A 26950-nucleotide genomic window follows, 5' to 3' on the forward strand; every position below is an offset into this window, starting at 1 on the left:
TCATCCAACATTATTGTTTTTTATAGATAATAGTAATATCTTGGCGCACATGATCGTTTGGATTGACAGGGTATTGTAGCGTCTGCCCGTTTATTTTTACTTCTGCATTCAATGTTTGTCCGATGACTAGCAATACTTCTGTTTCATTTGTTAAATCAAATGTTTCAGATTGATTCGCATACATCATTTTCCGTGCAAACGCCTTTCCTTTTCCGTTTTTCACTTCAATCCAAGCATCTCCTTTTGTTGCAATGTCAATGATCAATTGCTCTCCTGTCACTTCAAGTGTCGATCTTCTTCCATTCGTTTCAATCACTTTAACCGTCGCTTCTAATGGTTGTTCCTGCTGTTCATTTTCTCCTTCGTTTTCAGACTGTTGTTCACTTTGTTTTTCCGGTTGTTGCTCGTTTGCTTGCTCGGACTGTTCAAATTCTGTCTTTTCGTTAATCACTTGCTCTTGTGGTTTTTCGTTCACCGTCCGATTTTGGAAAAAAAACCAAAGAACAACAGCCACTCCAATCACTAATGTACCAATTAAAATTTTCGGAAGAACATCGAGCACTTTTGCGCCTTGTTCTGATAATTGTCGCGATTTTACACGCGATAGTTCGCCAGGAAGTTCTTCTTGTTGGGCATTTGGAATTTCGTTTGCATATTGCTCAAACAGTTCGTCAGCATCAAGGCCGACTGCCTCAGCATATTGCCGAATAAATGCTCGAACATAAAATTTTCCTGGCATAATTACATAATTTCCTTGTTCAATTGCGATTAAATATCGTTTTTGAATTTTAGTGATTTCTTGCAAATCATCTAAACTCATATGACGTTGTTCTCTCGCTTCTTTCAAACGCTTCCCTAACTCTGTCAACGGAAACACCTTCCATCTTTAAAAGTCGATATTTGAAAATCCGTCATTTCCAAAAAATGAAGACTGATCAACGAGATCATACGTAATTTCCTCATCTGCATCGTGACGCAATTCAATGATATAGTCAAAGTCATCGAGCTTATATTCTGTATGCCTTACAAAAATATCAGGATGTTCAATCACTTTCGTCGCCGGTAGACGCATGAGCTCACGAATGAGTTGCCAATGTCGCTCGTTTGACCGACGCGTCGAAACAATCCCGTCAATAATAAAAACATTATTTTCGCTATATTCATCTTCGATTAATTGACTACGAATCGTCTGTTTAATTAATGTAGAAGAAACAAACAACCAACGCTTGTTTGCACACACGCTTGCAGCTACGATCGATTCCGTTTTCCCCACGCGTGGCATGCCACGAATTCCAATTAACTTATGCCCCTCTTGTTTAAATAGCTCTGCCATAAAATCAACGAGCAAACCTAGCTCGTCTCTAACAAAGCGAAACGTCTTTTTGTCGTCAGCATCGCGCTGAATATAACGCCCGTGCCGAACAGCAAGACGGTCCCGAAGCTTCGGTTCACGTAATTTCGTTACCGTAATATCTTCCATCGTCGCTAAAATGGATTGTAAGCGCTCAATTTGTTCATGACTTTTACATAACAAAAGCATACCTCGCCGCGAATCATCCACACCGTTGATCGTGACGATATTAATGGAAAGCATGCCAAGGAGCGATGCGATATCTCCTAACAACCCCGGGCGATTCATATGTATTTCATACTCTAAATACCATTCTTTTTTCTCCATATACCCCTTCTCCCCTTTACGTTACACGATGCGATCATTTAAGCAACGCTTTGTCGAAACACGCATGTATGTTTATTTTACCATTTGAATGCGAGAATGAAAAGAATGGACGAGGGTTTTTTGTGAACAGATAAACATAGTAAAACAAGCTGGTGGATATCACCAGCTTGCGCTTACATGACTTATTTATTTTGGACAAGTTTAATCATCATGTTTGCAATAGCATGTTGCTCTTGCTCATTTGCGACATGCCACAAATCAGCAAGTACACGCTCTTCTGGGTTTTTCGGATCGACTTGTTTCGCCAAATAATCCCCAATTTGATAAGCAATATCCGAAATGACTTGCTGGTTCATCCCTTGCTCTTGTGCTTGATGAAGACGATCAGCTAAAAAGCTTTTCCATTGTTCAAAATTATCAAGAACAGACATATGCAAACCTCCTTGAAATTCGTTTCAAGAACAGTTTGCCTCACAACATAAAAAATTATGCTTGCTTAACAATACCAACCGCCATTTACAGATAAAATTTGTCCCGTAATATACGATGCATGATCAGAAATTAAAAATGACACAGCTTTTGCAACATCTTCGGGCTTCCCTATTCGCCCGAGTGGAATATCATCAATTAGGGCTTGAATTTCTTCTTCAGTAAACTCTTGAAGCATCGGTGTATCAATGGCCCCTGGAGCGATCGCATTGACTCGTATGCCACTTGGAGCAACTTCTTTTGCTAACGCTTTAACAAATGTATTTTGCGCACCTTTTACCATCGAATATAACACTTCGCAAGACGCACCGGTTAGTCCCCAAATGGATGAAATCACTACAATTTGTCCACGACGTTGTTGAATCATAGAAGGCAACAGTCGTTTTGTCAGTAAAAATGGACTTGTTACATGTAGTTGCACCATTTGTTCTACTTGTTCATTAGTCATGTCCGTCATCAATCCATACGCACTCATTCCACTATTATGAATAAGCACGTCAATAGGATGGAAAATAGAAGACATTAACACATCTACCCCAGAAGGATGAGATAAATCAGCTTGAATCGCATATGTGTCTGTGGATAGTTCTTTCATTACATGTCGAACGGATTGTTCATTTTTGTAGTAATGTAAGTATAAACCATACCCATCTTTAGCGAGCTGCCGAGCAATTTCTTGCCCAATTCCCCCGCTCGCTCCCGTAATTAACGCATATTTCATCTCATTTCACCTTTTCGGAACAACTTGACATACAGTAAACTGTTCGCGAACAAAACATTCGCGAGCGACCGTTTTTAAATCGTCAGATGTTAATGATTGTAACGTTTCTACCACATCGAACAAACTCATATGATCAAACGCATACCGAGTAAACTGATTTGCAATATATTCAAGAGAGTTTAACGAACGTAAAAATGTGCCGATCTTTTTTCTTTTCATTCGTTCGACTTGCTCATCATCAATATCGTCAAACTCCAAAAGAATACGCTGAATTTCTGCCGCTAATTGATCAGGTTGCGATGTATCACCGCCAACTAAGCCGAACCCAAAATCACTTTCTTCCGTATAGTCGACCATAAATGTTTCGTCAATTAATCCTTGTTGATACAATCGCTCATAATGCGGCGAGCTTTTCCCAAATAAATAGTCGAGCAATAAACCGATGGCACATTCATGTTTTAACTTTTCTTTTCCTTTTGTATATACGTTGGTTGCTTTTATACCAACGAAACATTTTGGCGTTTGTACGTTCATTTCAATGACATGTCGTTCACGAGCAACATGAGTCGGCTCCTCATAACGAAATCGCTCGATCTCTGTTGGCGGACGGAACGTTTTTTTCGCTTGATTCGTTCGAATTTGTTCAAGTATAGCGGATGGCTCAATAGGACCTGTAACAAACAATAACATGTTGCTCGGATGATAAAACGTTTCATAACACTCATATAATAAGTCTTTCGTAATGTGTGAAATCGACTCTACCGTTCCTGCAATATCAATTTTTACGGGATGGTGATGATACATGCTTTCGATTGTCCCAAAATACAAACGCCAATCCGGATTGTCATCATACATGCGAATTTCTTGACCGATAATTCCTTTTTCCTTTTCAACCGTTTGTTCTGTAAAATACGGCTCTTGCACGAAATCCAGTAACGTTTCTAAATTTTTTTCTACATTTGTTGTACTAGAAAATAAATAGGCCGTGCGTGTGAAAGACGTAAAAGCATTCGCAGATGCGCCTTGTTTGCTAAACGTTTGAAATACATCGCCATCCTCTTTTTCAAACAATTTATGTTCTAAAAAATGAGCGATGCCATCTGGTACCTTTTTCATCGTTGTTTTTCCGTATGGAGTAAAGTAGTTATCCACCGAACCGTATTTCGTTGTAAACGTCGCATATGTTTTGTTAAATTCTTTTTTTGGCAAAATGTAAACATCTAATCCATTGTTTAACCGTTCATAAAATAATTGTTCCTGTAATTGATCGTGGTGAATGATTTTCATTTTTTCTCACCTTCCTTCTCCGTTAAAAAATAAATCGTATCTAATTCAATTTTTTCCCCCACACGAACGATATCTTCTCGCGTCACTTTTTCAATCCCTTCAAGCCATTGTTGTAACGGACGTTGATTTGTTGCAATGACATTGTGGTAAGACATTTCGATCATCCCTCTAGCTGTATCAATCGTTTCTAATAGTTGATTACGAATGACCGCTTTTGTTTGAACGATTTCTTCATCGCTAAATTGTCCGTTACGCATCGCTTCTGCTTGAGCATGGATGATTTCGAGTGCACGCTCGTATTTGCTTGGGTCAATTCCTGCCATGACCATCATCATTCCTTGGTGACTTTCAATACGTGAAGCTGCGTAGTAAGCTAAACTCGCTTTTTCGCGCACATTAATAAACAATTTTGAATGTGCAAATCCTCCAAATATCCCATTCCATACTTGTAACGCATCATAATCTGGATCATTATATGTCGTGTTCGTTCGATAACCGAGATGAAGCTTCCCTTGTTTCACATCTTGTTTTTCTACAACTTCTTGCACATCTGTTCGTCTTATGATCGTCGGTGTCGCTATTGAACGCGGCGGGCGCACTTCTAACGAAAAACGTTCAGCCACATCATGTTCTACATCCGCTAACATGACATCTCCGACAATGTATAAATCTATTTCATCGTGTTTCAACATGTGCTCATAATGTTCATATAAACGTTTGGCATCAATCGAATCGACATCCTCTAGTTTACCATGAACATCGAGCGCATAAGGTGAACCTTTATACATTTCTTCCATGAGTCGATGTTGGGCATATCGCATTTTATCGTCAAACAACGATTGAATTTTTTGTTTCAATGCTCGTTTCTCCTGTTCAACGATCGCAACAGAAAATCCATCTCCCTCGGTAAACGGACGAAATAGCATATCGCTAAATAACGTCAACGCTTCACGTAATAATGGGGATGTGTCACCTAAAAATTTTTCGTTTGCAATATCCATTCGAATAGTAATAATATGATTTTCTCCTTTTTTCGCTAAATCAACTTGTAACGTAGCACCATATAGTTCGTCTAAATATGTACGTAACGCTTTCATCGACGGATGTCGCTCAGTAGCGTTTTGTAGCACGTATGGAACAAGAGCTCGCATCGTTACATCTCGTTCACATAACGGCGCTTTCATCTTTAATACGAGCGTATTCGTTTTATATTTTTTTGTCGGAATGACATGAAGACGAAGACCGCCTATCGTTTTTACTTCTTCTTGAAACATACAATCACTCCTTTTTATTTTATAGCCTCGACATTTTTTATCGCTCTTATCCGCTAAATAAATCGGATGATAAATATCGTTCTCCTGTATCTGGTGCCATGCAGAGCACACGTGCATCTTCCGGAAGAGTGCGAGCCACTTGAATAGCACAATAAGCTGCCGCTCCAGCTGAAGCTCCGACGAAAATTCCTTCTTCTTTCGCTAATCTTCTTGCCATCATTTGCGCTTCTTCATCTTTGACGAGCAAAATATCATCATACACCGTTCGATTTAAAATGCGAGGAATAAAACCTGGCCCAGTACCAGGAATTTTATGCGGCCCCGGTTGCCCACCCGAAAGGACGGGAGACCCATATGGTTCCACAACATAAATGCGTAAACGAGGAAATTTTTTCTTTAATTCTTCCCCCGTTCCTGTCACTGTCCCGCCAGTTCCTGCCGTAAGTACAAACGCATCAATCCCATCTGGAAATGCTTCTATAATTTCAAGCGCTGTGCTAATTCGATGAGCATCTGGATTTGCTTCATTTTCAAATTGCATGGGGATAAAGCTGTTTGGAATGTTCTCGGCAAGCCGATACGCTTCATCAATCGCCCCTTGCATGCGCAAAGCTGCCGGAGTTAAGTACACTTCTGCGCCATATGCTTTTAATAAATTGATCCGTTCTTTCGTTGCATTATCTGGCATCGTAATGATGCAACGATATCCTTTCGCAGCACATACCATCGCTAATCCGATCCCTGTATTTCCTGATGTCGGCTCAATAATTGTGCTTTCATAAGGCACGATTTTTCCTTCTTTTTCCGCTCGTTCAATCATTCGTCTAGCTGCGCGATCTTTCACGCTTCCACCTGGATTAAACGACTCGAGCTTTATATATACACTTGCTCCCTCTCGAAAAACGACCCGATTGAGCTTTACAATGGGCGTGTTTCCGATCAAATCGATAATCGATTGATACATCATTTTCCCTTCTTTCCATGTAAACTTTTTTTCATTGTACTACATATGAAAATAACAATGGTGTCGAAACGTTTGAAGAAATGAAAAAAATAAGCTAGAATACATGCGTGGGTATTTGATTATATACGGAGGTTGATGACAAGATGAAAAAATGGACTGCTCTTTTATTCACATTTCTCCTCATCATAAGCGGATGTGCACAAGAGCGCTATACAAACATTTCTGTTGATGAAGCCGCACAAATGATACAAAAAGGAGACGTTGTCGTTCTCGATGTTCGCACGGAAGAAGAATACGCTTCTGGTCATATTCCGGGCGCGATGTTACTTCCTTTACAACAACTGCAAGAGCGCATAAATGAATTGAAAAAAGACGAGACATATATCGTTGTTTGTCGTTCAGGTAATCGCTCAGCGCAAGCAAGCGAATTACTAGCGAAAGAAGGGTTTACAAATATATATAATATGACTGGCGGCATGAACGAGTGGAATGGTGATGTTGAAAAATAGGAGGCAGTCCTCCTATTTTTCAAACGAAAACGATATACGTTTTTCTTTTTCATCCCATATGAGCGCGGCGTTAAATGTGTTTTCTCCTTTTTTAAACCCTTTGATGACATTTGTCTTTCCTTCTGTTAACAATTTTTTTATGTTTGTTTGTGAAATGGATTTTCCTAACATCGTTTTTGAAATCGTAAATGAGCACTTTGTTTTTGTATAGTTGACACAACCGTAAAACGAACCTTTATCAATGACCGAGCCCCCACAAAGCTTACAAACCCCAACTTGTTTTCCGATCGTTGTTTTTTTCTTCCGCTGAATCGAAGCAGTATCAAGCCCTTCAAATGACCAGCCGCTTGCCATTTGCACCGCATCTGTTACAATTTTCGCTGCTAATTTTTTGACTTGTTCCATAAAATGTGTCGCTGACGCTTTCCGTTCACCAATTTCACTTAACCGTTGCTCCCATTTCGCTGTCATCTCGGGTGACGCTAAAATATGTGGACCGATTGCTTCAATTAATACTTTTCCTTTATCGGTTGCATATACTTGATTATTTTTTATTTCGATATAGTTTCGCTCCTTTAATGTTGTAATAATGGAGGCGCGCGTCGCTTCCGTGCCGAGTCCTTCTGTTTTTGCTAATACTTTTTCTAGTTGTTCATCGTCTAAAAATTTCCCTGCTGTCTTCATTAACGTAATGAGTTCGCCTTCCGTGTATCGCTTTGGCGGCTGTGTTTTTCCCTCTTTCACATGCACATCATATACCGTTCCTTTTTCTCCGCTTTGTACATTTGGTAAAAGTTGTACATCATCATCTTGTGACATAAGGACGTTCCGCCATCCTGCTTGTATTTGCTTTTTTCCTTTTGAAATGAAACGTGCTCGCCCATCGACGAGAGTGATTATCGTCGTATAGTCAAATACCGCCTCTTCACAATGGGCAGCGATCAATCGTCGAACGATCAGATCGTAAATATTTCGCTCATCATGGCTCAGTTTTTCCAAATCTGGAACTTGTTCAGTCGGAATAATGGCATAGTGATCCGTTACTTTCTTTTCGTTTACATAACGTTTATTATGTAAAATTGAATCATGAGCAAGCGGAAAGTAAGAAGCATACTCTTTCTTTTGCGCAAGCTCCTTTAAAATGTGCGGAAACGTTTCCGCTTCCCCTTTCGTGACATATTGTGAATCCGAACGCGGATACGATACATATCCTTTTTGGTATAGATTTTGTAATATATCCAGTGTTTTTTGTGGTGAATATTTAAATCGCTTGTTGGCTGTTGCTTGTAATGTTGACAAATTAAACAAAAGCGGCGGTAAAAATGTTTTTCGCTCACATGTCACTTCTTCTATCTCTACTTGTTTTCCTCTGCAAAATGCGCTCACCTTTTCGGCGAGCTGCTGATCATATGTTCTTGTTTCATTTTCATGCCACCACTTTCCTTCGTATCGTTTTCCATTCACATCAAACGTAGCAACAACTTCCCAAAACGGCTCGGGACGAAACTGTTCAATTTCTTTTTCTCGTCTCACAATTAATGCAAGCGTCGGCGTTTGTACACGCCCGACGGAAAAAACATCGTTCATCCCTTTTTGTTTCAATAAAATTGTATACACTCTCGATGCGTTCATACCAACAAGCCAATCGGCACACGTCCGCGCATACGCCTCTTCATATAGCGGACGCGTCTCGTTTTCATCTAACAACTGGCGAAACCCTTGTTCGATTGCTTTCGGTGTTAACGATGAAATCCACAGCCGTTTGATCGGTTTTTTGACGCCGCTCATATAAATGATATTTCGAATAATCAATTCTCCTTCTCTCCCTGCATCGCCTGCATGAATAATTTCTGTCACTTCTGGCTGACGGAGCAATTGTTTAATGATAGAAAATTGTTTCGCCTTTTTTCGATCCATTTTATATTGAAAACGATCAGGAATAATCGGCAACGTATCTAGTGTCCACCGCTTCCAGCTTGCTTCATACGTTTCCGGAGAAGCTAACTCAAATAAATGTCCAACTGCCCATGTCATATAAGCACCTTTCGGAAACAGCTCATTCGGTAAAATTTCAATATACCCTTCTCGTTTTTTTGTTTGAAAAATAGATGCAAGCGTCTTTCCTTGATCCGGTTTTTCAGCAATAATCACTTTCATTTTTTCACCCCTTCACGAAAAGAAACCTGCTCAGCTAGCGAGCAGGTTATTTGGCAACTTCTGTATCGTATCTTTTCCATTGTGCACGCATGATAAGCGACTGAATAATTGAAAAACATCCACCAACGACCCAATATAGCGACAAAGCCGAAGGGACAGAACTCGCTCCCATGAAAATCATAACAGGCATAATATATGACATCATTTTCATTTGTGTAGCCACTTCTGCTGTTGTAGCAGTCGGAGATAACCGCATCGAAATAAATGTCGTTAAGCTTGCTAATATCGGCATAATGAAATACGGATCGCGATGACCGAGCTGCATCCATAAAAACGAGTGCAGTTTAATTTCTTCCGTTCGCGAAATTGCGTAATACAGCGCCATAAAAATAGGCATTTGAATAAAAATCGGTAAACAACCGCTCATTGGGTTGACACCGTGTTTTTGATATAGTTGCATCATTTCTTGCTGTAGCTTTCTTTGCGTTTCCATGTCTGTGCCTTTATATTTTTGTTGAAGTTTTTGTATTTCCGGGCGAATGCGCTGCATCGCAATATTGGCACGAAACTGTTTGATGATCAGCGGAAGCAATCCAAAGCGAACAACAATCGTCAATGCAATAATAGCGAGTCCGTAATTTTCTTGAAATGCGTGTCCAAGCATCAGTAATAGCTTTGACATCGGGTAAACAAAATAGTGATCCCATACACCTTGACTATGTTCTGTAATTGGTACATTTCGATTGCATGCACTTAATAAAAATACAAAAAATAAAATAATCCATTTTTTCATTATTTTACTCCTCCTTGTTTGTTATCATAAGCAAACAAGGAGTGTCCTTCCTTCTTCATCACTCGCATACGATCGTTCATCAATCGGAATTTTCCGCTGTTGAAATGTAACAAATCGCACGTGTAACGACATATATCTATACGCATCGCTCGTCTTCACACAGACGTTTACATCGTATGGAACGAATCGTTGAATGGAGATCGGGTAATTTACTTGTCGCGTCACATAGCACGTCATCGCCACAACGAACATACTGAAGAGCGATACATACGTAAATACATCGAATGAAAACTCCATAAACATGACCATTCTCCTTCCCCTATCAATTATAACATGGAGAAGAGAAAATTACATACGAGAACGAAAATGCGCGTTGATTTGTCCTTTTCTCATCGTTTCACGAATTTCTTTCATCATTTCATAACGAATTTCTCGTGTTTGCACTCCTTCCTCGCGTTTGTTTGCGATCTCAACAAGCCATTCAACATCAGCAAAGGAATACTTTCTCGTTCCTTTTGATCGATCAGGAAAAATAAGTTGGCGTTCTTCATAATACCGAATTTGTCTCGGTGACAAACCTGTTAACTCACTAACAATACCAATCGAAATGACTTTTTTATGTTTATACGATTCCATCCTCATCCTCCTCATGTACGTTACATTTCATAACATTAATATACTGTATTTTATGAATATTGAAATGAATTTTGTTATAAAAATTAACAAAATTCATTATTCGTGTTATAAAAAGTAACAAAAATGCTGTTTACAATATAGAGAATAGATATAATGATTATCAAATAAATGACGGAAGGAGGAAAGAACATGGGAACCCTTCTGCAAATAACGATGAAACAAAAACAATTTTATATCGACAAACTGCATGAAGGAGGAGAAATACATCATTGGACATTAGCAGAACTGCGAAAAAAATATGAACAACTTCGAAAGGAGATTGCCAATGGAAAAGAAAGCGATAGATTTAGCGAAACAAATTATTGAGCTTGATCTGCAGCGAGACGCGATATTCGAGCAACTCCTTGCACTTCTTGGCGATCGCGCCTATGAAATATTGCGGCATATGCAAAACAAGTATTAAAGGCTCTTAGCGCTAAGAGCCTTTAATACTCATATACGTACGGTTGCTCTGGCGCATTCACAACGGTGACACTTGGCTTTATGATTACGGGAACAAACCTTTCTCTGTATGTCGTTTCATCAATAATCCCTTCAACTTTTACCCATGTATCGTTTTCCCACTTTGCTGCCTCGTCTGTTTTTACTAATATCCCATAAACGGTTGCATCAGCCACACAACAAGTTAATCCATAACGTGCAACAACGAACTCATTTGCAGCAAAATCACGTTCCCGAAATACAAATCCTGTAATTTCAATTCTTTTCCCAATCATAGCATCGATTTGTTCGTTAATGAAATTTAACGTTGATACGTACTTGTCATCGTTTACAACAACTGTTTGCGCCTCTAACAAATCTTCTTTTAACTGTTCTTGTTTCTCAACTTTTTCCATACCTTCATCTTGCATAATATTTTCAATTTGCTCATCAATATTTTCCATATATCCTTCTGGATCTTCTAAAAACTGTTCGACGATCTGTTTATTTTCTTCACTTATTTCTCTTCCACCTAACTGCACACCACGTTTAGCTGCAAGTGAGCTATCTAGTACATAGTTCGAAAACATAAAACCGATAAGCAAAGGAACAATAAACACTCCATACACTCGTATGCTTTGTCCGACTGTTTTCGGAACATGATGCCCCCCTTCACAATGATGACAACATCTATCCTCTTCCTTTCTCCATATTTGTATACTTCCAAGTAGTAAAAGTGTGAACGTTGCAAAATAAATAAAAGGTAACATTTTAGGGGCGATATAGTTTGTCAAGTTCCCGCTTAATAATAATTTGATAAACAATAAAGCATATCCACACAATAAAACACCTCGAATCATCATCATCCCTCCTCATCCTATGAAGTGAAATATATAGATGCACACATACACAACAGTCGTCACAACACCGATAAATATAACGACAAATATTCGCCGAAAATATGCAAGCATCATTAACGTATTTTTAAAATCAATCATTGGACCATATATTAAAAATGCTAACAGAGACGCTGGAGTAAATGTCGATGTAAACGATGCCGCAACAAACGCATCTGCCTCTGAACAAAGTGACAACACATAAGCAAGCCCCATCATTAAAGCCGGACCAATTATTTCGTGTTGTCCAACTTCAACTAATATTTCACGATTAATCACAACTTGAAAGAAACTAGCGACAAATGCACCAATAATTAAGTAGCGACCAACATCAAAAAACTCATCAATTGCGTGAGTCAACGTTGCTGTTAGCCGACTATTTACATGATGATCATGTGAATGCTTAATCGACTTTAATGGCAAATGATTCTGAAAAATAACATAAACAATTAAACCAATAATCAAAGACGCAACAAATGCAATGCCCATTCTTCCATAAACGATAGACATATTTGACGAAAACGCATAGTACGTAGACGCAAATACAACAGGGTTTAAAATCGGTGCCGTTACCATAATAACTACCCCTACATGAAGCGGCATTCCTTTTGCGATGAGTCGACGAACAACAGGAATAATGGCACATTCACAAATAGGTAGCAGGGCACCAACAACTGCCGCTGGAACAAGTGCAGCTAATGGGCGTTTCGGAATCCACTTTTGTACCATCTGTTCCGAAACGAACGTCTGAATTAATGAAGAAGCAAATACACCTAATAAAATAAACGGAATAGCCTCCAACAAGATACTTAAAAAAATTGTTCCTACTTGTAAAGTAAATGAAGGAACGTTTACTCCCTTAACAAGAACATCCCCAAATAAAAATAAGACCATGATCAATATAAACAATATTAATGAAGCTAAATCCCCTTTTTTATCAACCACTTTCTCCATATCCACCCTCCAAAAAAGAATGATTCTTATTTTCTTTATATGCTTGTCTATCTTTTAACATACAACTTTTTTCTTGTCAAAATAAAATCCCGAATAGATGAACATCCATTCGGGCTACTTCAGCACACGTATTTGTTTGTTTACTGAAATCGTAATTTCGCCTTCGCCAATTTGCTCGCCATCTGCATGGAGAGGAAGAGACATATTGCTGCAAATATGAATATATTTCCCTTGAAACGTATGTACTTCTTTCATCCTTATATGACCACCCCAAAAAACCGTCACAAATAAAGCGAGTAATTTTAGACGGGATATATTATCGACAACAACTACATCAAAATATTGATCATTTGACTGTGCAAATGGAGCAATCTTCATTCCACCGCCATAATACGGATGATTCGCAACAGTGACAAGCCACGCATTCGAAAACGTATATTGTTTTTGATCAACTGTCAATTGCACAACGGTCGGTTTATATATAAACAACTCTTTCAATAAATAAAACACATAAACAAACTTTCCTAAATATAATCTATTCAAAAGATGTTTCCATCTCGAATGATTCACCTTTCGTGAAATATGTGCATCGAATCCACAACCGACACTATTCACAAAAACACCTTGTTTCACACCTTTAAACGTTCCGATATCATACGGTTCGACATGCATATCCTTCACACGTAATAACATTTGACTAAGCGCTTTTCTCCACGTTATCGGGATGTTTATCCCTCGGGCAAAATCATTTCCTGTTCCAGCTGGAATGTATCCGACAGTAACATGATCATACATTTCAACACCGTTCATCACCTCATGGATCGTTCCGTCTCCACCAACTGCAATTAATATAAACGGTTCATGCGTTTGTCCAGCGATTTGTTTCGCTAGCTTCGTTCCGTCTCCTTGTTTTTGTGTAAATACAACATGATAACGAATGTGATGATCTCGAAGTGTTCGTTCGATTTTTTTCCATATTTCTTTACATTTCTCATTTTTCGCTGAAGGATTTACAATAAAATATAGTACCAAACCTTCTCCCCCATTCTCTAACCCTTTCCTTTCATTTTACCATGGCATATACATGTATGACATCAATCTTTTCCCTTGACATACTTTTTAAAGCCTTATACAATTAAAAACAAATTGTTACACCGAACGATTAATAGCAAACTCGTTTCCTAGTTTTGTCTTAGCGTTTTTGACATGGCGACATGGCGAAAACGAAAGGACTGACGCCGAAACGAGTTGAGCTAAAAATACATCGGTATGTTTCACTTCAATCTATATGTGAGGCATGCCGTTTTTTGTTTCTAAAGGGGGATCAACGTGAAAACAAAAGGAGAACTAGAAGATCAAATTAGTCGCGCGCTCACCCAATGGGAAAAAGAATATTTAGGCCGCGGTCCACTCTCTGTGAAAACAGATATTTTACGAAATATGGTCATCGTACAGTTGCGCGGTATTTTAACTCCTGCTGAAAAAGTATTGTGCGAAACAAAAGAAGGGATGTTGTCGATTAAACGCATTCGCGCAGATTTAATCGAGTCAGGTAGCGAGCATCTAAAACAAATGATTTATACATTGACAGGTAAGCAAGTAACAAGCATGCATACAGATATTAGCACAAAAACAGGAGAACGAATGATCGTCTTTTTATTACAAGAACCAATCGATATACAAGGTTGATCTTTTAAAGGCCCATGGCGGTCAGTAAAAGATAAGCCGGAAATATTTTTCGATCGCGTCGAAAAATGTTTCCGGTTTTTTTGTTGAATATAAAAAAAGAAACATAAAGGAGAGGATTAGCATGCAAGAAATGGTGATCAACAATTTAACATCCCCAGCCATTTTATTTTTTATTCTCGGCATTATTGCTGCTCTTGTCAAATCAGATTTAAAATTACCTACCGGGTTAAATGAATCGTTAAGCATCTATTTGTTAATCGCAATCGGAATGAAGGGCGGCATTGAACTTGCAGAACATTCTTTTCATGAACTTATTCGCCCGTTAGTTGGAACGTTGTCACTTGGTGTGATTATTCCAATTATGACGTTTGCGATTTGCCGTCGTCTTGGTATTGATCGCAAAAATGCAACCGGCATTGCAGCGACTTACGGATCCGTTAGCATCGTTACGTTTGGTGCCGCACTTGCTTTTGTTGAACAAGCAAATATGTCATACGAAAGCTATATGAATGCCTTTGTCGTCTTATTAGAGAGCCCTGCAATTATCGTGTCGCTCGTCATATTGAAATTGTTAGAAAATCGCTCATATAAGCAAGAAGTAGTATATCGTTTCTCAGCTACATCTGTATACGGACCGATCATTAAAGAAGGACTATTTGGAAAAAGCGTCTTTTTAATGGTCGGTAGCCTTCTCGTTGGGTTAATCGGCGGCGAACGCGCCCTTACGATTGTTAAACCGTTGTTTATTGATTTATACCCAAGTGTTCTCGTCCTCTTTTTACTAGGGATGGGATTAACAGCAGGAAATCAACTTGCAGCCGTACGTAAATATGGGATCAAACTGCTCGCATTAGGTATTCTTTTACCTCCTGTATACGGGTTTTTAGGAGTGGTGATCGGTTATTATTCAGGGCTATCTTTGGGAGGAACCATTTTACTTAGCGTGCTTGCTGCAAGTGCTTCATATATCGCTGCTCCAGCAGCGATGCGCGCATCCGTTCCTGAAGCAAATCCTGCGATTTATCTTGGCATGGCACTCGGGCTTACATTTCCGTTTAACTTAACGATCGGCATGCCACTATATTATGAAATGGCTAAATGGTTTTATTGAAAAAGCAAGGGGCGTCCCTTGCTTTTCTATTTTTGAATATGTGGTGGTTGTTGTAAATGATTCGTTGCGTGACGAAGGAGAAGAACGAACTGTTCTTCATTTATATCATCTTTCGGAAAAGCGAATTGTTCATGGCGTTCATCATATATAACAATGTGCTCACTTTTTCTTTGAAATATATGATAACGATTTTTACGTTTTTCAAAAGTCACTCGTTTTATTTGATGGAGAGGAATTTCTCGTATATCCCATCGGTCAGCGTACATCAATTTTTTCGTTGTGAGCACAATTTCTCTATTTCGTTTTCTCCAATCGTTTACAACAAAAACAATTCCTAATGCGGTTAACAAAAAGGAAAGAACATATAAAAACACACTTTTTTCTTCAACTGCCACTAGCCAGCGTGAACAAATAAACAACATCAATACAGCATAAGATAACATATTTGTCCAACGAAATGACCACTGTCGTTGGAACAACGTATGTTCGATTTGTTGTTCTTTCTTTAATTGTTCAATAAATTGCTTTTTATGCTCCCCAATTTCATATTGCTGAAAGCGAATAAATGGTACATACGTATATTCAAACATACTTCCTCTATTTTTATGTTGAACATACATTCCAATCCAAGCGATGTATACTTCTTGTTCATCAACAAAAGAAAGGAGATAATAGCGAATTCTTTCACCATACTCATTTTCTATCTCAACATAATCGATGACCTTTATATCGGTCGGAACCACATCATATTCATGAGTCAATACATAAAATAAATGGCTTTTCGCAAAATGAGCTGGGTGATTGAATTCCATCGGAAACAGCTGTTGTTTTCCAATACGTTTCATTTCTTCATATAATAAATCTGCACTTTCAATATTGTTTGCACAAGTAAAAATAACATCATCATTAACAATGATATGATGTCGTAAAGAAGTAACGATCGCGCGTGCTTGAATAGTCGGATCACGAAACGATAACGCCTCTTGTAACAAAGTTGCTATTTGTTCATTGTAATAAAATTCCATCAAACAAAGGCACACATGCATATCGGATCGAACGGATAAATAATTTTCCCTCCAAAATCGAAAGACAAACGTCGGATTATAGTCTGCATCATACTGTTCATACATTTCTTTCGTTTGACAATACTGTCGAACAAGTATGGAAACAATTTTGTCGCGCTGCAAATGACAAGGTACCTCTGCGCGATGCAAATGAAGCAATAACCAGCAAAAAAGATCTGATGGTAAGTGAGCATGATCGCAATCGATAACCTTTTTAATGACCTTCATTCGATGGAGAAGTTGTTCCCATGGAATGGAAAATGTTTGCTGTTTCAACTCGCTATGAACAATATGATATAGCGCATCATCATATTGTTCATCCCCTAACTCGCATATGTAACGAAAAGCCATTTCTTTCGCCGCAGGACTAAAACGTGCAAAATGTTCGAGAATATCAGGAACAAACTGCGCGCTAAAAAAATATAACGAAAACTGAAGTACATAGTAGCTTGGATCATCCCATTCATCAACTGGATCAGGAAACGTTTCTGCCGCATATGCAATCATTTTTCGAATGAACGTAGCTTGAAGTTCTATCTCTTCTTCTGATAATTGTTCAAGCGCACACAAAGCCTCATATCGCTTTTGTGGATCGTCATGTTTTAAATCGCGCATAATTTGCTTTAGTTGTAAGTCAACCGTCGTCAATCTATACACCCCAATGACATCATTTGTTAACCCCTCTATTTTATAATGAGAAATGATTAGCGACAATATAAAGATTATGTTATTGTTAATGATGCGAAATGAAATAAAGAAGGTGTGAACAATGAATCGTTATATCGTCATCGGGGCTGGAATTGTTGGTGCTTCTGTCGCCTTTCACCTAGCAAAAGAAAAAGTGCAGGTGATTTTGATCGATCGTGAAGACCGAGGGCAAGCAACAGATGCGGCAGCAGGAATCATTTGCCCGTGGACGTCACAACGGCGAAATAAAAAGTGGTATGCACTTGCCAAAGGCGGTGCGGCATTTTATCCCCATCTCATTGAACAATTACAAACATACGGTCACCAAACAGGATACAAGCGTGTCGGAGCAATTTGCTTACATCATGATCATAATAAGTTACAAAGCATGGAAGAGCGTTTGTACAACCGGCGTGAAGAAGCACCTGAAATTGGGGAGATTATTCGTCTATCTTCGCAAGACGTAAAAACACGATTTCCTGTATTAAGTGACGAATACGAAGCATTATATGTAAGCGGAGCTGCTCGAGTGGACGGACGTGCATTGCGACGTTCTCTTATTCATGCTGCTATTCAATTAGGGGCAACATATATAAAAGGAAGTGCGACACTTCTACATAAAAATAACCGAGTCATTGGTGCTACAGTGGCAAATAAATGTTACGAAGGGGATGCTGTCATTGTTGCGGCAGGTGTTTGGGCGAAATCGTTACTTTTACCGCTAAGTATCGATTTTCTCATTACCCCACAGCGAGCACAAATCGTCCATCTACAAAACCTTGAGCAACATACTGATCATTGGCCTGTCGTCATGCCACCAAACAACCAATATATACTCGCCTTCCCAAAAGGAAAAATTGTCGTTGGAGCTACACATGAAGATGGTGTTGGCATCGATTGTCGCGTGACTGCTGGTGGAATATATGAAGTGTTACATAAAGCGTTAACCGTCGCCCCCCATCTTGCTGATTGGACTCACGTAGAAACACGTGTCGGCTTCCGACCTCACGCACCGAACTTTTTACCTGTATTCGGTGCCGTCCCACAAATTGAAGGTCTTTATGTTGCAAACGGCCTTGGGGCATCCGGTTTGACTGCAGGACCATACGTTGGCTTCGAACTAGCCAAAATGATTCTCGGGCAATCTACCTCATTACAACGAAGCGACTACGATGTCGCTCAGGCGATTCGATTTCTTTGACGAACGTACTGTTTAATGACATATCCTATTGAAAGCGGAGGTTTTCTTATGAACAAATGGGCATTTGTTTCTGACTTTGACGGAACGATCTCTCATCAAGACTTTTATTGGATCGTTATTGAAAAATATTTTCCTGAAGGTAAACAGTTGTTTCAACAATGGCGTGACGGAAAAATGAAAGATATTGACTTTTTAAGCACCGTCTTTACATCCATTCATCAAGATGAAGAAAAAATTATTGAAGATATTTATCACATTCCGATTGACGAAACGGTTTTACCCTTTATTACACGCATCCAGCAAAATGGGGGCGATTTTTACGTGCTAAGTGCGGGGACGGATTACTATATTCGCCATATTTTAAAAAAATACAATATACATGGCGTAGACATTTTTTCTAATGAAGGGTATTATCACGATAAAAATATTCATATGCGCATCGATCCGAATCATATTCATTATTCAGAACGATACGGCATCGATAAATCAAGTGTCGTTCGCACATTAAAACAAACGTACAAAACGGTTTATTTTATCGGCGATAGTGAACCAGATGTTCATGCAGCGAAAGTCGCAGATGTCACATTTGCAAAAGGCACTTTGCAATCGTTGTTGCGCGAACAACATATTCCTTTTGTTCCTGTGAACACATTTGCGGACGTTGAACGTTATTTACAAGAAAAAGGAGTATTGAAATGAACATCCCCATTCCATCCATTCTTGAAATTGGCGAAGGTGTCATTTGGCGCATCGACGAGCTGATGAAAACGTATCGTTTTTCCAAAGCTGTTATCTTATTTGATGATTTCACTTACCAAACGTACGAGAACGAAATGAAGCGAGCCATTTCATCTGCTTCTGTTCATACTGTTTTCTTACCACCGCAGCTTGATATCGTCGACATTATGAAAAAGGCGTTTGAACTTCCTCACTGTGATGTCATGATGGCGATGGGTGGCGGAGCAGTCATTGACTGCGGTAAATATATGGCGTTTTTACGACAAGTGCCGTTTCTTAGCATACCGACATCTGCGTCAAATGACGGGTTTGCAAGCACAAACTGCTCGTTACTTGTCAATGGTAAAAAAACAACCGTTCCCGCTAAAGTACCATTCGGGATTTTAGCTGATTTACATATTGTTCAACAAGCACCGAATCGTTTTATTTTAGCAGGCGTTGGGGACTTAATGTCCAATATTACGGCGTTGTATGACTGGGAATTTGAACAAAACCATGGAGTCAGTCGGGTAAACGCTTTTGCGGCGATGATCAGTAAAAAAGCAGTCAATAGCTTCATTCGTACGCCGATGCAAAACATTAAGCATCCCATTTTTTTAAAAGAATTAATTAGTTCCTTAACAATGGGCGGCATTTCAACAGTTATTAGTGGAAATAGTGCACCCATTAGCGGATCTGAACATTTAATCTCCCATGCGCTCGATCAAATTAGCGAATCACCGCATATGCATGGCATTCAAGTCGGGATCGCTACGTATATCATGGCACACGTACAACAACATCGGGCGGAACGCATTACAAAAGTGTTTACACGTACCGGATTTTTTGACTACGTTAAAACATTACGTTTAAATAAAAAAGAATATCGAGAAGCGATCGACATCGCACCAACGATCAAGCCAAACCGTTATACGTATATTCATGATGAACAATATCGTAAGCGCGCCATTCAACTTCTTGACGAAGACCCTATTTTACAAGAGATTTTCGTATAACGCACATAATTGATCACGAAACCGCTTACCCTACTGTTGAGGAGGTGGAGCGGTTGAACCAAACGTTAGCTTATTTACGTGAAGCATTAGCAAACTATGCTGACCGACATCACACGATTGCCATTCATTTATATAAAAAACTAATGAGTAAATCATACAAAAACGAGGAACAGTTCGTTCGGGATTTATCACAAAAAGAAGCGGCATTTTTAGATCGCATGCTGCGTCAAGAAATGAAGTATGCAAAAGAAGAACAAGATGTTGTTCGCGTTTATCATTTAAATGAAGTATATGAACAACTCATTTAAGCAAACCATGTCTAGCGCTTACATGGGCGCTAGACATGGTCATTTGTTTTCATCCATAAAATAACAAAACAAATAGTCCATCGTAAACAAATCGTCAGGATAATCGATCCCTACCTCTTCTCCTTCATAAATGAGCGTTTGAATGAAATCATGAAGCGAATCGATATAAAACTCATATAAAAATTCATAACTAAACGGTTCATTCGGCATATGTGAGTTCGCACATACACTCGGTGAGCAGTAATTTACATACGTGCGACACGGAATCGGCCGTACGTCATAAATGAAACATGTGTTTGTTTGTTGATTTAAAAATATACAAGGGATTTGTTCTTCCATGTACATTTTTTTTAAATGTCTTTCTTCTGTAAAATTTAACGTTTCTACTCGCTTTATTTGTTCCGCGTAGTGCTGAGTATACCATTGTATATGCTTATATATGCGTTCTCGCTCGTCATTTGGCAGTTTAGCGATATGAGTCATCATCCATCTTGCTTCTGCACGCGTCGTAATAATGGGAAAATAGCAACAGTGTGTACACCCTTTTGTACAAGTTGGGCGAATATTCACTTTGCGCTCAATTGTATGAATATGTTCATCAACAAGCGAAAGCAATTTTTTAAACGCTTGAAACATAAATTCTTTTCCGTTTTCCCCATCATATCGTTCCAACCATTCATCAACCACATCAACGAACGCTTGTCCATCCGGCATATGCTTGTCGTTAATTTGCTTACAAATCCGAACAATTTGATCATATGTTAAAGCCATCTTTGTTCTCCTTTCAAACTAGCTTCCTTTCAGTTCAATCATACAAACAGAGCATTTATTTGTCGATCTATTTTGCCCAAAACAAAAACCTTCCTTTTTCTTTTCAGAGAAAATAATAGCACTTGGCGTGCAAATGAAAAGAAAGGGTCCCCCTACACCCTTTCTTGTTTCCCTTTTAAAAACTGTAAAATTACCGATGCCGCTATCCTGCTTGTCATTTGTCGAAAATCAATCGTCGGGTCGATTTCGACAATGTCCATTGCCTGCACCTTATCATAACGCGCAAGTAGCGAAATGGCGTGCAACAGCGTGCGGCTATCCATGCCGCCTGGCCCAATCGCTGGACACCCAGGGGCAAACGCTTGGTCGAGCACATCCATATCGACCGATACATACACCGCGTCCACACCCGATAACATCTGCATACTTTTTTCGATTATCGTTTGTATACCGAGGCGATACACCTCTTCGATCGTATACATCGTAACCCCACATTGTTTTCCGTATTCCGTATACGCGCGGCTATTCGCAAAGTCGCGCAAGCCAATTTGGACAAGCCGGCTTCCATCGACGATGCCCGCTTCGATTAACCGACGAAATGGCGTACCGTTTGTTGGTCCCCCATCTTCTAAATTGCGCAAATCGTGATGAGCATCGAACTGGATAATGCCAATTGTCCCTTTCTGTTTTTGCCAGCCGCTAACGACTGGACACGTGATGGAGTGATCGCCTCCGAGGACAATCCACATCGACTTGGGCTGTAACGCGACAACTTGCTCGATTGTTTCCGCAATGCGCCTTTGTGACGCAGCAATATCAGTCGGGTGCATCACTATATCGCCATAATCAGTAACCGTAACATCCGCTAAATCTATTCCCGATTCGATAGAGTATGTGCTATAAAACGATAGCGCTTGCCGAATGGCCTGTGGGGCGAACGCTGCTCCCGAATGGCTAATCGATGATTTCGAGAGCGGTGCGCCAATCAAGCCGATGCTGCTACAATGCTTTCCGTCCCACGAAATGAGCAGTTCATTTGCTTTTGTCACATAACGGTCTTGAAAATTCGCTTTGCCTGCTTCTTTAAGATACGGAAACATCGCCTCTTCCCCTTTCGCTCACAACTTTCCCATCTTTTAGCACCATTCGGACATGGTTAATTCCGTAATGGTATGGTACGTACATATAATTCGGTGCGTCCCAAATGACGATGTCCGCTCTTCTGCCAACCATAATTCGCCCGGCGTCTTGCCCGCGATTAATTGCATATGCCGCATTGACCGTTACCGCATGCCAAATTTCTTCCGGGGTCATCCGCAAATAGAGAGCAGCGAGCGTCATAATGAATTGTAAATTTTCTGTCGGCGAGCTACCTGGGTTAAAATCTGTCGCGAGCGCCACCGCTGCTCCTTCGTCGATCATTTGCCGCGCTTTTGCATACTTTCTTTTCCCTAAGTAGAACGACGTCCCAGGAAGCAGCACTGCTATTGTATTGGAATGAGCAAGCTGCTGAATTCCTGCTTCCGATGATCCGACAAGGTGATCAGCGCTTACCGCTCCCACTTCCACCGCTAACTCCGTCCCACCAAGCGGGTCAATTTCATCAGCATGAATTTTGACGGCAAATCCTTTTTCTTTTGCTTTTTGTAAAAAGGTGCGCGACTGTTCGACGGTAAATACGCCCGTTTCACAAAAAATGTCGACAAACTCGGCAAGCTGTTCTTGCTTAATGACATCTAGCAAATCCACCATTTGTTGCAGAAAATCATCAGGATTGTCTTGATGTTCTGCAGGAATCGCATGGGCGCCTAAAAACGTTGACACGACTTCTACATGGTGCGTTTGGTGTAAGCGCTTCGCGACGCGCAATTGTTTCTGTTCTGTTTCCACGTCTAACCCGTATCCGCTTTTCGCTTCGACCGTTGTTACCCCGTAGGAAAGCATGCGGTTCAAATGCACGCGTGCTTTTTCGTACAACTCATCTTCACTTGCTGCTCGCGTCGCGCGTACAGTCGATAAAATGCCGCCGCCTCGCTTTAAAATGTCTAAATACGAAACACCTTGCTGCTTTAGCGGCAGTTCATGTTCGCGCGAACCAGCGAAGACAAGATGGGTATGCGGATCAACAAGACCGGGCGTGACGAGTTTCCCTTCTGCGTCAATGAGATGACTAGCAGAAATAGTTTTTGCTTCTTCATTGCTACCAATCCACGCCACGCGTCCATTTTTTATTCCAACGGCTGCCTGTTCAATTAGAGGGAGCGTCTTCATCTGCTCCCCCTTTACCGGTCCGTCCCCTTCCATCGTTAATAGCTGCCCAATATTTACAATCAGCGTATCCATCATATTTACCCCCTTAGCATCGGGATATGAACGTTCATTTCTTTTGCTACTTCAATTGCTCGTTCATAGCCCGCATCTGCATGGCGGATAATGCCCATGCCAGGGTCGGTCGTTAGCACCCGCTCGAGCCGTTCCTCCGCTAAATCTGTTCCATCGGCAACGACAACCATTCCCGCATGCAACGAATAGCCCATGCCAACGCCACCGCCATGATGGAATGAAATCCAAGAGCCTCCAGCAGCAGTGTTAATGAGCGCATTGAGCACCGCCCAGTCCCCGACAGCATCGCTTCCGTCTCTCATCGCTTCTGTTTCGCGGTTTGGAGAAGCAACCGAACCGCAATCTAAATGGTCGCGCCCGATGACAATCGGCGCTTTTACTTCGCCTTTGCGTACTAATTCGTTCATCGCTAGCCCCATTTTCACCCGCTCGCCATAACCGAGCCAGCAAATGCGCGCAGGAAGCCCTTGGAACGCTACTTTCTTTTGTGCCATATCAATCCAGCGCAAGAGCGCCTCGTTTTCTGGGAACAGTTCTTTAATTAGTTCATCTGTGCGATAAATATCTTCTGGATCGCCGGATAGCGCTGCCCAACGGAACGGTCCTTTTCCTTCACAAAATAGCGGACGGATATACGCAGGAACAAACCCCGGAAACGCAAAGGCGTTTTCGACTCCTTCGTCTTTAGCGACTTGGCGAATATTATTGCCGTAATCAAAAACGATCGCACCGCGTTTTTGGAACTCTAACATAGCTTCTACATGTTTTGCCATGCTTTGTTTTGAACGGCGGACGTATTGTTCTGGATTGCTTTTTCTCCATTCAGCTGCTTCTTCTAACGATAGCCCTTCTGGTACATAGCCGTTTAATGGATCGTGGGCAGACGTTTGGTCGGTCACGATGTCGATATGCACACCGCGTTGTAACAACTCATGGTGCACTTCGGCGGCGTTGCCAACAAGCCCGATCGATAACGCCTCCCCTTTTTCTTTCGCTTCCTGCGCCCAACGAAGCGCTTCGTCGAGCGAATACGTCATCCGGTCACAATATTTCGTATCCATCCGCTTTTGAATTCGGTTTGGATCGATTTCTACGGCAATGACGACTCCTTCATTCATCGTTACCGCCAGCGGCTGTGCCCCGCCCATACCGCCTAATCCAGCAGTAAGTGTAATCGTTCCTTTTAACGTGCCGCCAAAATGCTTTTTGGCTACCGCAGCAAATGTTTCATACGTTCCTTGTAAAATGCCTTGAGTGCCGATATAAATCCAGCTTCCCGCTGTCATTTGACCGTACATGATTAACCCTTTTCGATCGAGCTCATGAAAGTGCTCCCACGTCGCCCATTTCGGTACAAGGACAGAGTTTGACAAAAGTACGCGTGGTGCCCGTTCATGCGTTTTAAACACGCCGACCGGCTTTCCAGATTGAATCAATAACGTTTCATCGTTTTCGAGCGTACGCAACGTACGGACAATCGCATCGAATGCTTCCCAATTTCGCGCCGCTTTCCCAATGCCACCATAGACAATTAACTCTTCCGGTTTTTCCGCTACTTCTGGATCTAAATTGTTGTATAACATGCGTAACACCGCTTCTTGTTCCCAGCCTTTACATTCGAGTTCTAATCCTTTTTTTGCTTGAATATGTCTCATTCTCATATCCCCTTTCATCTATTGGTTACCGTTTCTATCGTTTGTAGAAAAAAATCCCCTTTCACATCCTTCAGCCATTTTGCCGCTGCCTCGATATCTTTTGCGAAGACGCGGTCTTTTGTAATGGACGGAATGATTTTCCGCGCTGCTTCATAAAACGCGCGCGTCTTTGGTGCCATTTGTTCCACTCCACGATATTCGACGGCCTGCAACGCACAAATGAGTTCAATCGCCAAGACGCGCCGCGCATTTTGAATGATCGCATATGCATGGCGAGAGGCGATCGTTCCCATGCTGACATGGTCTTCTTGATTGGCGGATGACGGAATCGAATCGACACTTGCAGGGTGTGCTAACGTTTTATTTTCCGATACAAGTGACGCGGCCGCATACTGCATAATCATTGCCCCTGATTGTAGCCCAGGTGCTGGACTCAAAAACGGCGGCAAATCGTTTAGTTGCGGATTGACAAGCCGTTCAATGCGTCGCTCCGAAATGTTGGCCAGTTCTGCCACAGCAATTTTCATAAAGTCCATCGCTAAAGCAATCGGTTGTCCGTGGAAGTTCCCGCCAGAAATAACGGCTGCACCGTGATCGAAAATAAGCGGGTTATCAGTGGCGGCGTTTATCTCAATTTCTAGTTTTTCTTTTACATAGTCGAGCGCTTGCCAAGAAGCCCCATGCACTTGCGGGATACAACGAAGCGAGTAAGCGTCTTGGACACGCAATTCGCCTTGTGTCGTCGTCAGTTTACTTCCTGCTAAATACGAACGGATGCGTTTGGCTACTTCCGTTTGTTGGCGGTAGCCACGCACAAGGTGCACGCGCTCATCAAATGCATCGATAATGCCGCGCAAGCCTTCCATCGTTAACGCTGCAATTAACTCACTTTCATAAGCGAGCTGCTCTGCTTCCAAATAACCGACGACCCCCATTGCCGTCATCGCTTGTGTGCCGTTAATAAGCGCTAATCCTTCTTTTGCTTTTAATGAAAGAGGAGCAATGCCCGCTTGTGTCAACGCAGCGAGCGCAGGCATACGGCGCCCTCGGTAAAACACTTCTCCTTCACCAAGCAATGCAAGCGCTAAATGCGATAGCGGCGCTAAGTCACCGCTCGCTCCGAGAGAGCCTTGCTGCGGAACGACTGGATGAATATGCGCATTTAATAAATCAAGCAACCGTTGAATGACGATCGGGCGAACGCCGGAACAGCCTTTTAAGAGCGCGTTGGCCCGCAATAAAAGCATCGCACGCGAAACGATTTCTGGAAACGGCTCACCTACCCCACAAGCATGTGAATGAATTAAATTCCACTGCAACTCCTCTACATCGTCTGCTTCAATAAACACGTCACTAAACTTTCCAAAGCCTGTCGTAATCCCGTATACAATTCGTTTGTTAGCAACGATTTCTTCGACCGCCTGTCGGCTTTTTTTGACTGCATCTATACTGTCTTTCGATGCAATAACGGCTTCATTTTGATATAACACCCGTTTAATCTGCTCTAACGTTAACGTGTATCCTGTTAAAATGACCACGTTCACACCCCA

General features: G+C 40.9%; 28 protein-coding genes. 8 read left to right on the top strand and 20 right to left on the bottom strand.

The window, feature by feature from the left end:
• Positions 1-10: 10 nt before the first annotated feature.
• From K1I43_RS07635 to cysK, 7 genes are all read right to left on the bottom strand, one after another.
• The gene (locus K1I43_RS07635) at positions 11-877 is read right to left on the bottom strand and encodes a helix-turn-helix domain-containing protein (RefSeq protein ID WP_019418271.1); all 867 of its coding nucleotides are present in this window, start codon (positions 875-877) and stop codon (positions 11-13) included.
• A 9-nt stretch (positions 878-886) separates the two neighbouring features.
• Positions 887-1678 carry a DUF3388 domain-containing protein gene (locus K1I43_RS07640; RefSeq protein ID WP_009362682.1) on the bottom strand — a complete coding sequence of 264 codons (792 nt, stop codon included), beginning with the start codon at positions 1676-1678 and terminating at the stop codon, positions 887-889.
• 182 nt (positions 1679-1860) lie between these two features.
• Positions 1861-2109 (bottom strand): DUF3243 domain-containing protein, encoded by a 249-nt coding sequence (locus K1I43_RS07645; protein ID WP_009362683.1) that lies wholly within the window; start codon positions 2107-2109, stop codon positions 1861-1863.
• Positions 2110-2174: 65 nt separating this feature from the next.
• Positions 2175-2888 (bottom strand): elongation factor P 5-aminopentanone reductase, encoded by a 714-nt coding sequence (ymfI, locus tag K1I43_RS07650; RefSeq protein WP_009362684.1) that lies wholly within the window; start codon positions 2886-2888, stop codon positions 2175-2177.
• A 6-nt stretch (positions 2889-2894) separates the two neighbouring features.
• On the bottom strand, positions 2895-4175 hold the full coding sequence (gene yfmH / locus K1I43_RS07655; RefSeq protein WP_009362685.1) for an EF-P 5-aminopentanol modification-associated protein YfmH: 1281 nt from the start codon (positions 4173-4175) through the stop codon (positions 2895-2897).
• A complete protein-coding gene (yfmF, locus tag K1I43_RS07660) occupies positions 4172-5449 on the bottom strand; it encodes an EF-P 5-aminopentanol modification-associated protein YfmF (protein ID WP_035065261.1) in 1278 nt (425 codons plus the stop codon). The genes yfmH and yfmF overlap by 4 nt, the downstream gene beginning before the upstream one ends.
• A 46-nt stretch (positions 5450-5495) precedes the next feature.
• Complete coding sequence (gene cysK / locus K1I43_RS07665) at positions 5496-6416, bottom strand: cysteine synthase A (protein ID WP_035065258.1); 921 nt, start codon at positions 6414-6416, stop codon at positions 5496-5498.
• Between the two features lie 140 nt (positions 6417-6556).
• Here cysK and K1I43_RS07670 point away from each other — a divergent pair, with 140 nt between their 5' ends.
• The gene (locus tag K1I43_RS07670) at positions 6557-6922 is read left to right on the top strand and encodes a rhodanese-like domain-containing protein (protein ID WP_006323419.1); all 366 of its coding nucleotides are present in this window, start codon (positions 6557-6559) and stop codon (positions 6920-6922) included.
• A 12-nt stretch (positions 6923-6934) separates the two neighbouring features.
• Here the strand turns inward: K1I43_RS07670 and K1I43_RS07675 are convergent, their stop codons facing one another.
• The 4 genes from K1I43_RS07675 to K1I43_RS07690 are packed head-to-tail and all read right to left on the bottom strand — an operon-like array spanning position 6935 to position 10508.
• On the bottom strand, positions 6935-9079 hold the full coding sequence (locus tag K1I43_RS07675) for a DNA topoisomerase III (protein ID WP_035065255.1): 2145 nt from the start codon (positions 9077-9079) through the stop codon (positions 6935-6937).
• A gap of 46 nt (positions 9080-9125) precedes the next feature.
• Positions 9126-9872 (bottom strand): membrane protein insertase YidC, encoded by a 747-nt coding sequence (yidC, locus tag K1I43_RS07680; protein WP_035065253.1) that lies wholly within the window; start codon positions 9870-9872, stop codon positions 9126-9128.
• A gap of 24 nt (positions 9873-9896) precedes the next feature.
• Entirely contained in the window at positions 9897-10175 is a 279-nt protein-coding gene (locus tag K1I43_RS07685) for a hypothetical protein (protein ID WP_020424589.1), read from the bottom strand.
• 45 nt (positions 10176-10220) lie between these two features.
• Positions 10221-10508 (bottom strand): MerR family transcriptional regulator, encoded by a 288-nt coding sequence (locus K1I43_RS07690; protein ID WP_006323413.1) that lies wholly within the window; start codon positions 10506-10508, stop codon positions 10221-10223.
• 189 nt (positions 10509-10697) lie between these two features.
• Here K1I43_RS07690 and K1I43_RS07695 point away from each other — a divergent pair, with 189 nt between their 5' ends.
• Positions 10698-10874, top strand: a complete 177-nt coding sequence (locus tag K1I43_RS07695) for a hypothetical protein (protein ID WP_165569759.1) — start codon at positions 10698-10700, stop codon at positions 10872-10874.
• 119 nt (positions 10875-10993) lie between these two features.
• On the opposite strand, the gene K1I43_RS07700 is transcribed toward K1I43_RS07695, so the two are convergent.
• From K1I43_RS07700 to K1I43_RS07710, 3 genes are all read right to left on the bottom strand, one after another.
• A complete protein-coding gene (locus tag K1I43_RS07700) occupies positions 10994-11854 on the bottom strand; it encodes a TIGR03943 family putative permease subunit (RefSeq protein WP_100215879.1) in 861 nt (286 codons plus the stop codon).
• Positions 11855-11860: 6 nt separating this feature from the next.
• A complete protein-coding gene (locus K1I43_RS07705; RefSeq protein ID WP_019418261.1) occupies positions 11861-12838 on the bottom strand; it encodes a permease in 978 nt (325 codons plus the stop codon).
• Between the two features lie 114 nt (positions 12839-12952).
• The gene (locus K1I43_RS07710) at positions 12953-13870 is read right to left on the bottom strand and encodes a diacylglycerol/lipid kinase family protein (RefSeq protein WP_035065250.1); all 918 of its coding nucleotides are present in this window, start codon (positions 13868-13870) and stop codon (positions 12953-12955) included.
• 297 nt (positions 13871-14167) lie between these two features.
• Here K1I43_RS07710 and K1I43_RS07715 point away from each other — a divergent pair, with 297 nt between their 5' ends.
• Both K1I43_RS07715 and K1I43_RS07720 read left to right on the top strand, forming a co-directional pair.
• On the top strand, positions 14168-14527 hold the full coding sequence (locus tag K1I43_RS07715) for a Na-translocating system protein MpsC family protein (RefSeq protein ID WP_009362693.1): 360 nt from the start codon (positions 14168-14170) through the stop codon (positions 14525-14527).
• A 121-nt stretch (positions 14528-14648) separates the two neighbouring features.
• Complete coding sequence (locus tag K1I43_RS07720; protein ID WP_009362694.1) at positions 14649-15638, top strand: sodium-dependent bicarbonate transport family permease; 990 nt, start codon at positions 14649-14651, stop codon at positions 15636-15638.
• Between the two features lie 26 nt (positions 15639-15664).
• On the opposite strand, the gene K1I43_RS07725 is transcribed toward K1I43_RS07720, so the two are convergent.
• Positions 15665-17359, bottom strand: a complete 1695-nt coding sequence (locus K1I43_RS07725; RefSeq protein WP_238148409.1) for a hypothetical protein — start codon at positions 17357-17359, stop codon at positions 15665-15667.
• A 112-nt stretch (positions 17360-17471) separates the two neighbouring features.
• Between K1I43_RS07725 and K1I43_RS07730 the strand changes: the two genes are divergently transcribed.
• Genes K1I43_RS07730 through K1I43_RS07745 form a run of 4 tightly spaced genes read left to right on the top strand, consistent with a single transcriptional unit; the run spans position 17472 to position 20631 of the window.
• A complete protein-coding gene (locus K1I43_RS07730; RefSeq protein WP_035065246.1) occupies positions 17472-18590 on the top strand; it encodes an NAD(P)/FAD-dependent oxidoreductase in 1119 nt (372 codons plus the stop codon).
• Between the two features lie 48 nt (positions 18591-18638).
• The gene (locus tag K1I43_RS07735; RefSeq protein ID WP_009362697.1) at positions 18639-19289 is read left to right on the top strand and encodes an MtnX-like HAD-IB family phosphatase; all 651 of its coding nucleotides are present in this window, start codon (positions 18639-18641) and stop codon (positions 19287-19289) included.
• Positions 19286-20323 (top strand): iron-containing alcohol dehydrogenase family protein, encoded by a 1038-nt coding sequence (locus tag K1I43_RS07740; RefSeq protein WP_019418256.1) that lies wholly within the window; start codon positions 19286-19288, stop codon positions 20321-20323. The genes K1I43_RS07735 and K1I43_RS07740 overlap by 4 nt, the downstream gene beginning before the upstream one ends.
• Before the next feature lie 44 nt (positions 20324-20367).
• On the top strand, positions 20368-20631 hold the full coding sequence (locus K1I43_RS07745; RefSeq protein WP_370628347.1) for a sigma-G-dependent sporulation-specific acid-soluble spore protein CsgA: 264 nt from the start codon (positions 20368-20370) through the stop codon (positions 20629-20631).
• A 39-nt stretch (positions 20632-20670) separates the two neighbouring features.
• On the opposite strand, the gene K1I43_RS07750 is transcribed toward K1I43_RS07745, so the two are convergent.
• The 5 genes from K1I43_RS07750 to hutH all read right to left on the bottom strand — a co-directional run bounded on the left by K1I43_RS07750 (position 20671) and on the right by hutH (position 26938).
• Entirely contained in the window at positions 20671-21402 is a 732-nt protein-coding gene (locus tag K1I43_RS07750) for a YkgJ family cysteine cluster protein (protein ID WP_035065243.1), read from the bottom strand.
• A gap of 152 nt (positions 21403-21554) precedes the next feature.
• On the bottom strand, positions 21555-22502 hold the full coding sequence (gene hutG / locus K1I43_RS07755; RefSeq protein ID WP_019418254.1) for a formimidoylglutamase: 948 nt from the start codon (positions 22500-22502) through the stop codon (positions 21555-21557).
• Positions 22486-23748 carry an imidazolonepropionase gene (gene hutI / locus K1I43_RS07760; protein ID WP_220382636.1) on the bottom strand — a complete coding sequence of 421 codons (1263 nt, stop codon included), beginning with the start codon at positions 23746-23748 and terminating at the stop codon, positions 22486-22488. Before hutI ends, hutG begins: the two co-directional genes overlap by 17 nt.
• A gap of 2 nt (positions 23749-23750) precedes the next feature.
• Entirely contained in the window at positions 23751-25400 is a 1650-nt protein-coding gene (gene hutU / locus K1I43_RS07765) for a urocanate hydratase (protein WP_240483489.1), read from the bottom strand.
• A gap of 14 nt (positions 25401-25414) precedes the next feature.
• Entirely contained in the window at positions 25415-26938 is a 1524-nt protein-coding gene (hutH, locus tag K1I43_RS07770) for a histidine ammonia-lyase (protein ID WP_035067700.1), read from the bottom strand.
• Positions 26939-26950: the final 12 nt, after the last annotated feature.

The sequence above is a fragment of the Anoxybacillus sp. ST70 genome (assembly GCF_019553625.1).
Taxonomy (GTDB): Bacteria; Bacillota; Bacilli; order Bacillales; family Anoxybacillaceae; genus Anoxybacillus; species Anoxybacillus gonensis.

Bases quoted from the DNA above. Each gene is read 5' to 3' on its own strand.
- K1I43_RS07640 (WP_009362682.1), bottom strand. From the start codon at position 1,678: ATGGAGAAAAAAGAATGGTATTTAGAGTATGAAATACATATGAATCGC.
- K1I43_RS07645 (WP_009362683.1), bottom strand. From the start codon at position 2,109: ATGTCTGTTCTTGATAATTTTGAACAATGGAAAAGCTTTTTAGCTGAT.
- ymfI (WP_009362684.1), bottom strand. From the start codon at position 2,888: ATGAAATATGCGTTAATTACGGGAGCGAGCGGGGGAATTGGGCAAGAA.
- yfmH (WP_009362685.1), bottom strand. From the start codon at position 4,175: ATGAAAATCATTCACCACGATCAATTACAGGAACAATTATTTTATGAA.
- yfmF (WP_035065261.1), bottom strand. From the start codon at position 5,449: ATGTTTCAAGAAGAAGTAAAAACGATAGGCGGTCTTCGTCTTCATGTC.
- cysK (WP_035065258.1), bottom strand. From the start codon at position 6,416: ATGATGTATCAATCGATTATCGATTTGATCGGAAACACGCCCATTGTA.
- K1I43_RS07670 (WP_006323419.1), top strand. From the start codon at position 6,557: ATGAAAAAATGGACTGCTCTTTTATTCACATTTCTCCTCATCATAAGC.
- K1I43_RS07675 (WP_035065255.1), bottom strand. From the start codon at position 9,079: ATGAAAGTGATTATTGCTGAAAAACCGGATCAAGGAAAGACGCTTGCA.
- yidC (WP_035065253.1), bottom strand. From the start codon at position 9,872: ATGAAAAAATGGATTATTTTATTTTTTGTATTTTTATTAAGTGCATGC.
- K1I43_RS07685 (WP_020424589.1), bottom strand. From the start codon at position 10,175: ATGTTTATGGAGTTTTCATTCGATGTATTTACGTATGTATCGCTCTTC.
- K1I43_RS07690 (WP_006323413.1), bottom strand. From the start codon at position 10,508: ATGGAATCGTATAAACATAAAAAAGTCATTTCGATTGGTATTGTTAGT.
- K1I43_RS07695 (WP_165569759.1), top strand. From the start codon at position 10,698: ATGGGAACCCTTCTGCAAATAACGATGAAACAAAAACAATTTTATATC.
- K1I43_RS07700 (WP_100215879.1), bottom strand. From the start codon at position 11,854: ATGATGATGATTCGAGGTGTTTTATTGTGTGGATATGCTTTATTGTTT.
- K1I43_RS07705 (WP_019418261.1), bottom strand. From the start codon at position 12,838: ATGGAGAAAGTGGTTGATAAAAAAGGGGATTTAGCTTCATTAATATTG.
- K1I43_RS07720 (WP_009362694.1), top strand. From the start codon at position 14,649: ATGCAAGAAATGGTGATCAACAATTTAACATCCCCAGCCATTTTATTT.
- K1I43_RS07730 (WP_035065246.1), top strand. From the start codon at position 17,472: ATGAATCGTTATATCGTCATCGGGGCTGGAATTGTTGGTGCTTCTGTC.
- K1I43_RS07735 (WP_009362697.1), top strand. From the start codon at position 18,639: ATGAACAAATGGGCATTTGTTTCTGACTTTGACGGAACGATCTCTCAT.
- K1I43_RS07740 (WP_019418256.1), top strand. From the start codon at position 19,286: ATGAACATCCCCATTCCATCCATTCTTGAAATTGGCGAAGGTGTCATT.
- K1I43_RS07750 (WP_035065243.1), bottom strand. From the start codon at position 21,402: ATGGCTTTAACATATGATCAAATTGTTCGGATTTGTAAGCAAATTAAC.
- hutG (WP_019418254.1), bottom strand. From the start codon at position 22,502: ATGTTTCCGTATCTTAAAGAAGCAGGCAAAGCGAATTTTCAAGACCGT.
- hutI (WP_220382636.1), bottom strand. From the start codon at position 23,748: ATGATGGATACGCTGATTGTAAATATTGGGCAGCTATTAACGATGGAA.
- hutU (WP_240483489.1), bottom strand. From the start codon at position 25,400: ATGAGACATATTCAAGCAAAAAAAGGATTAGAACTCGAATGTAAAGGC.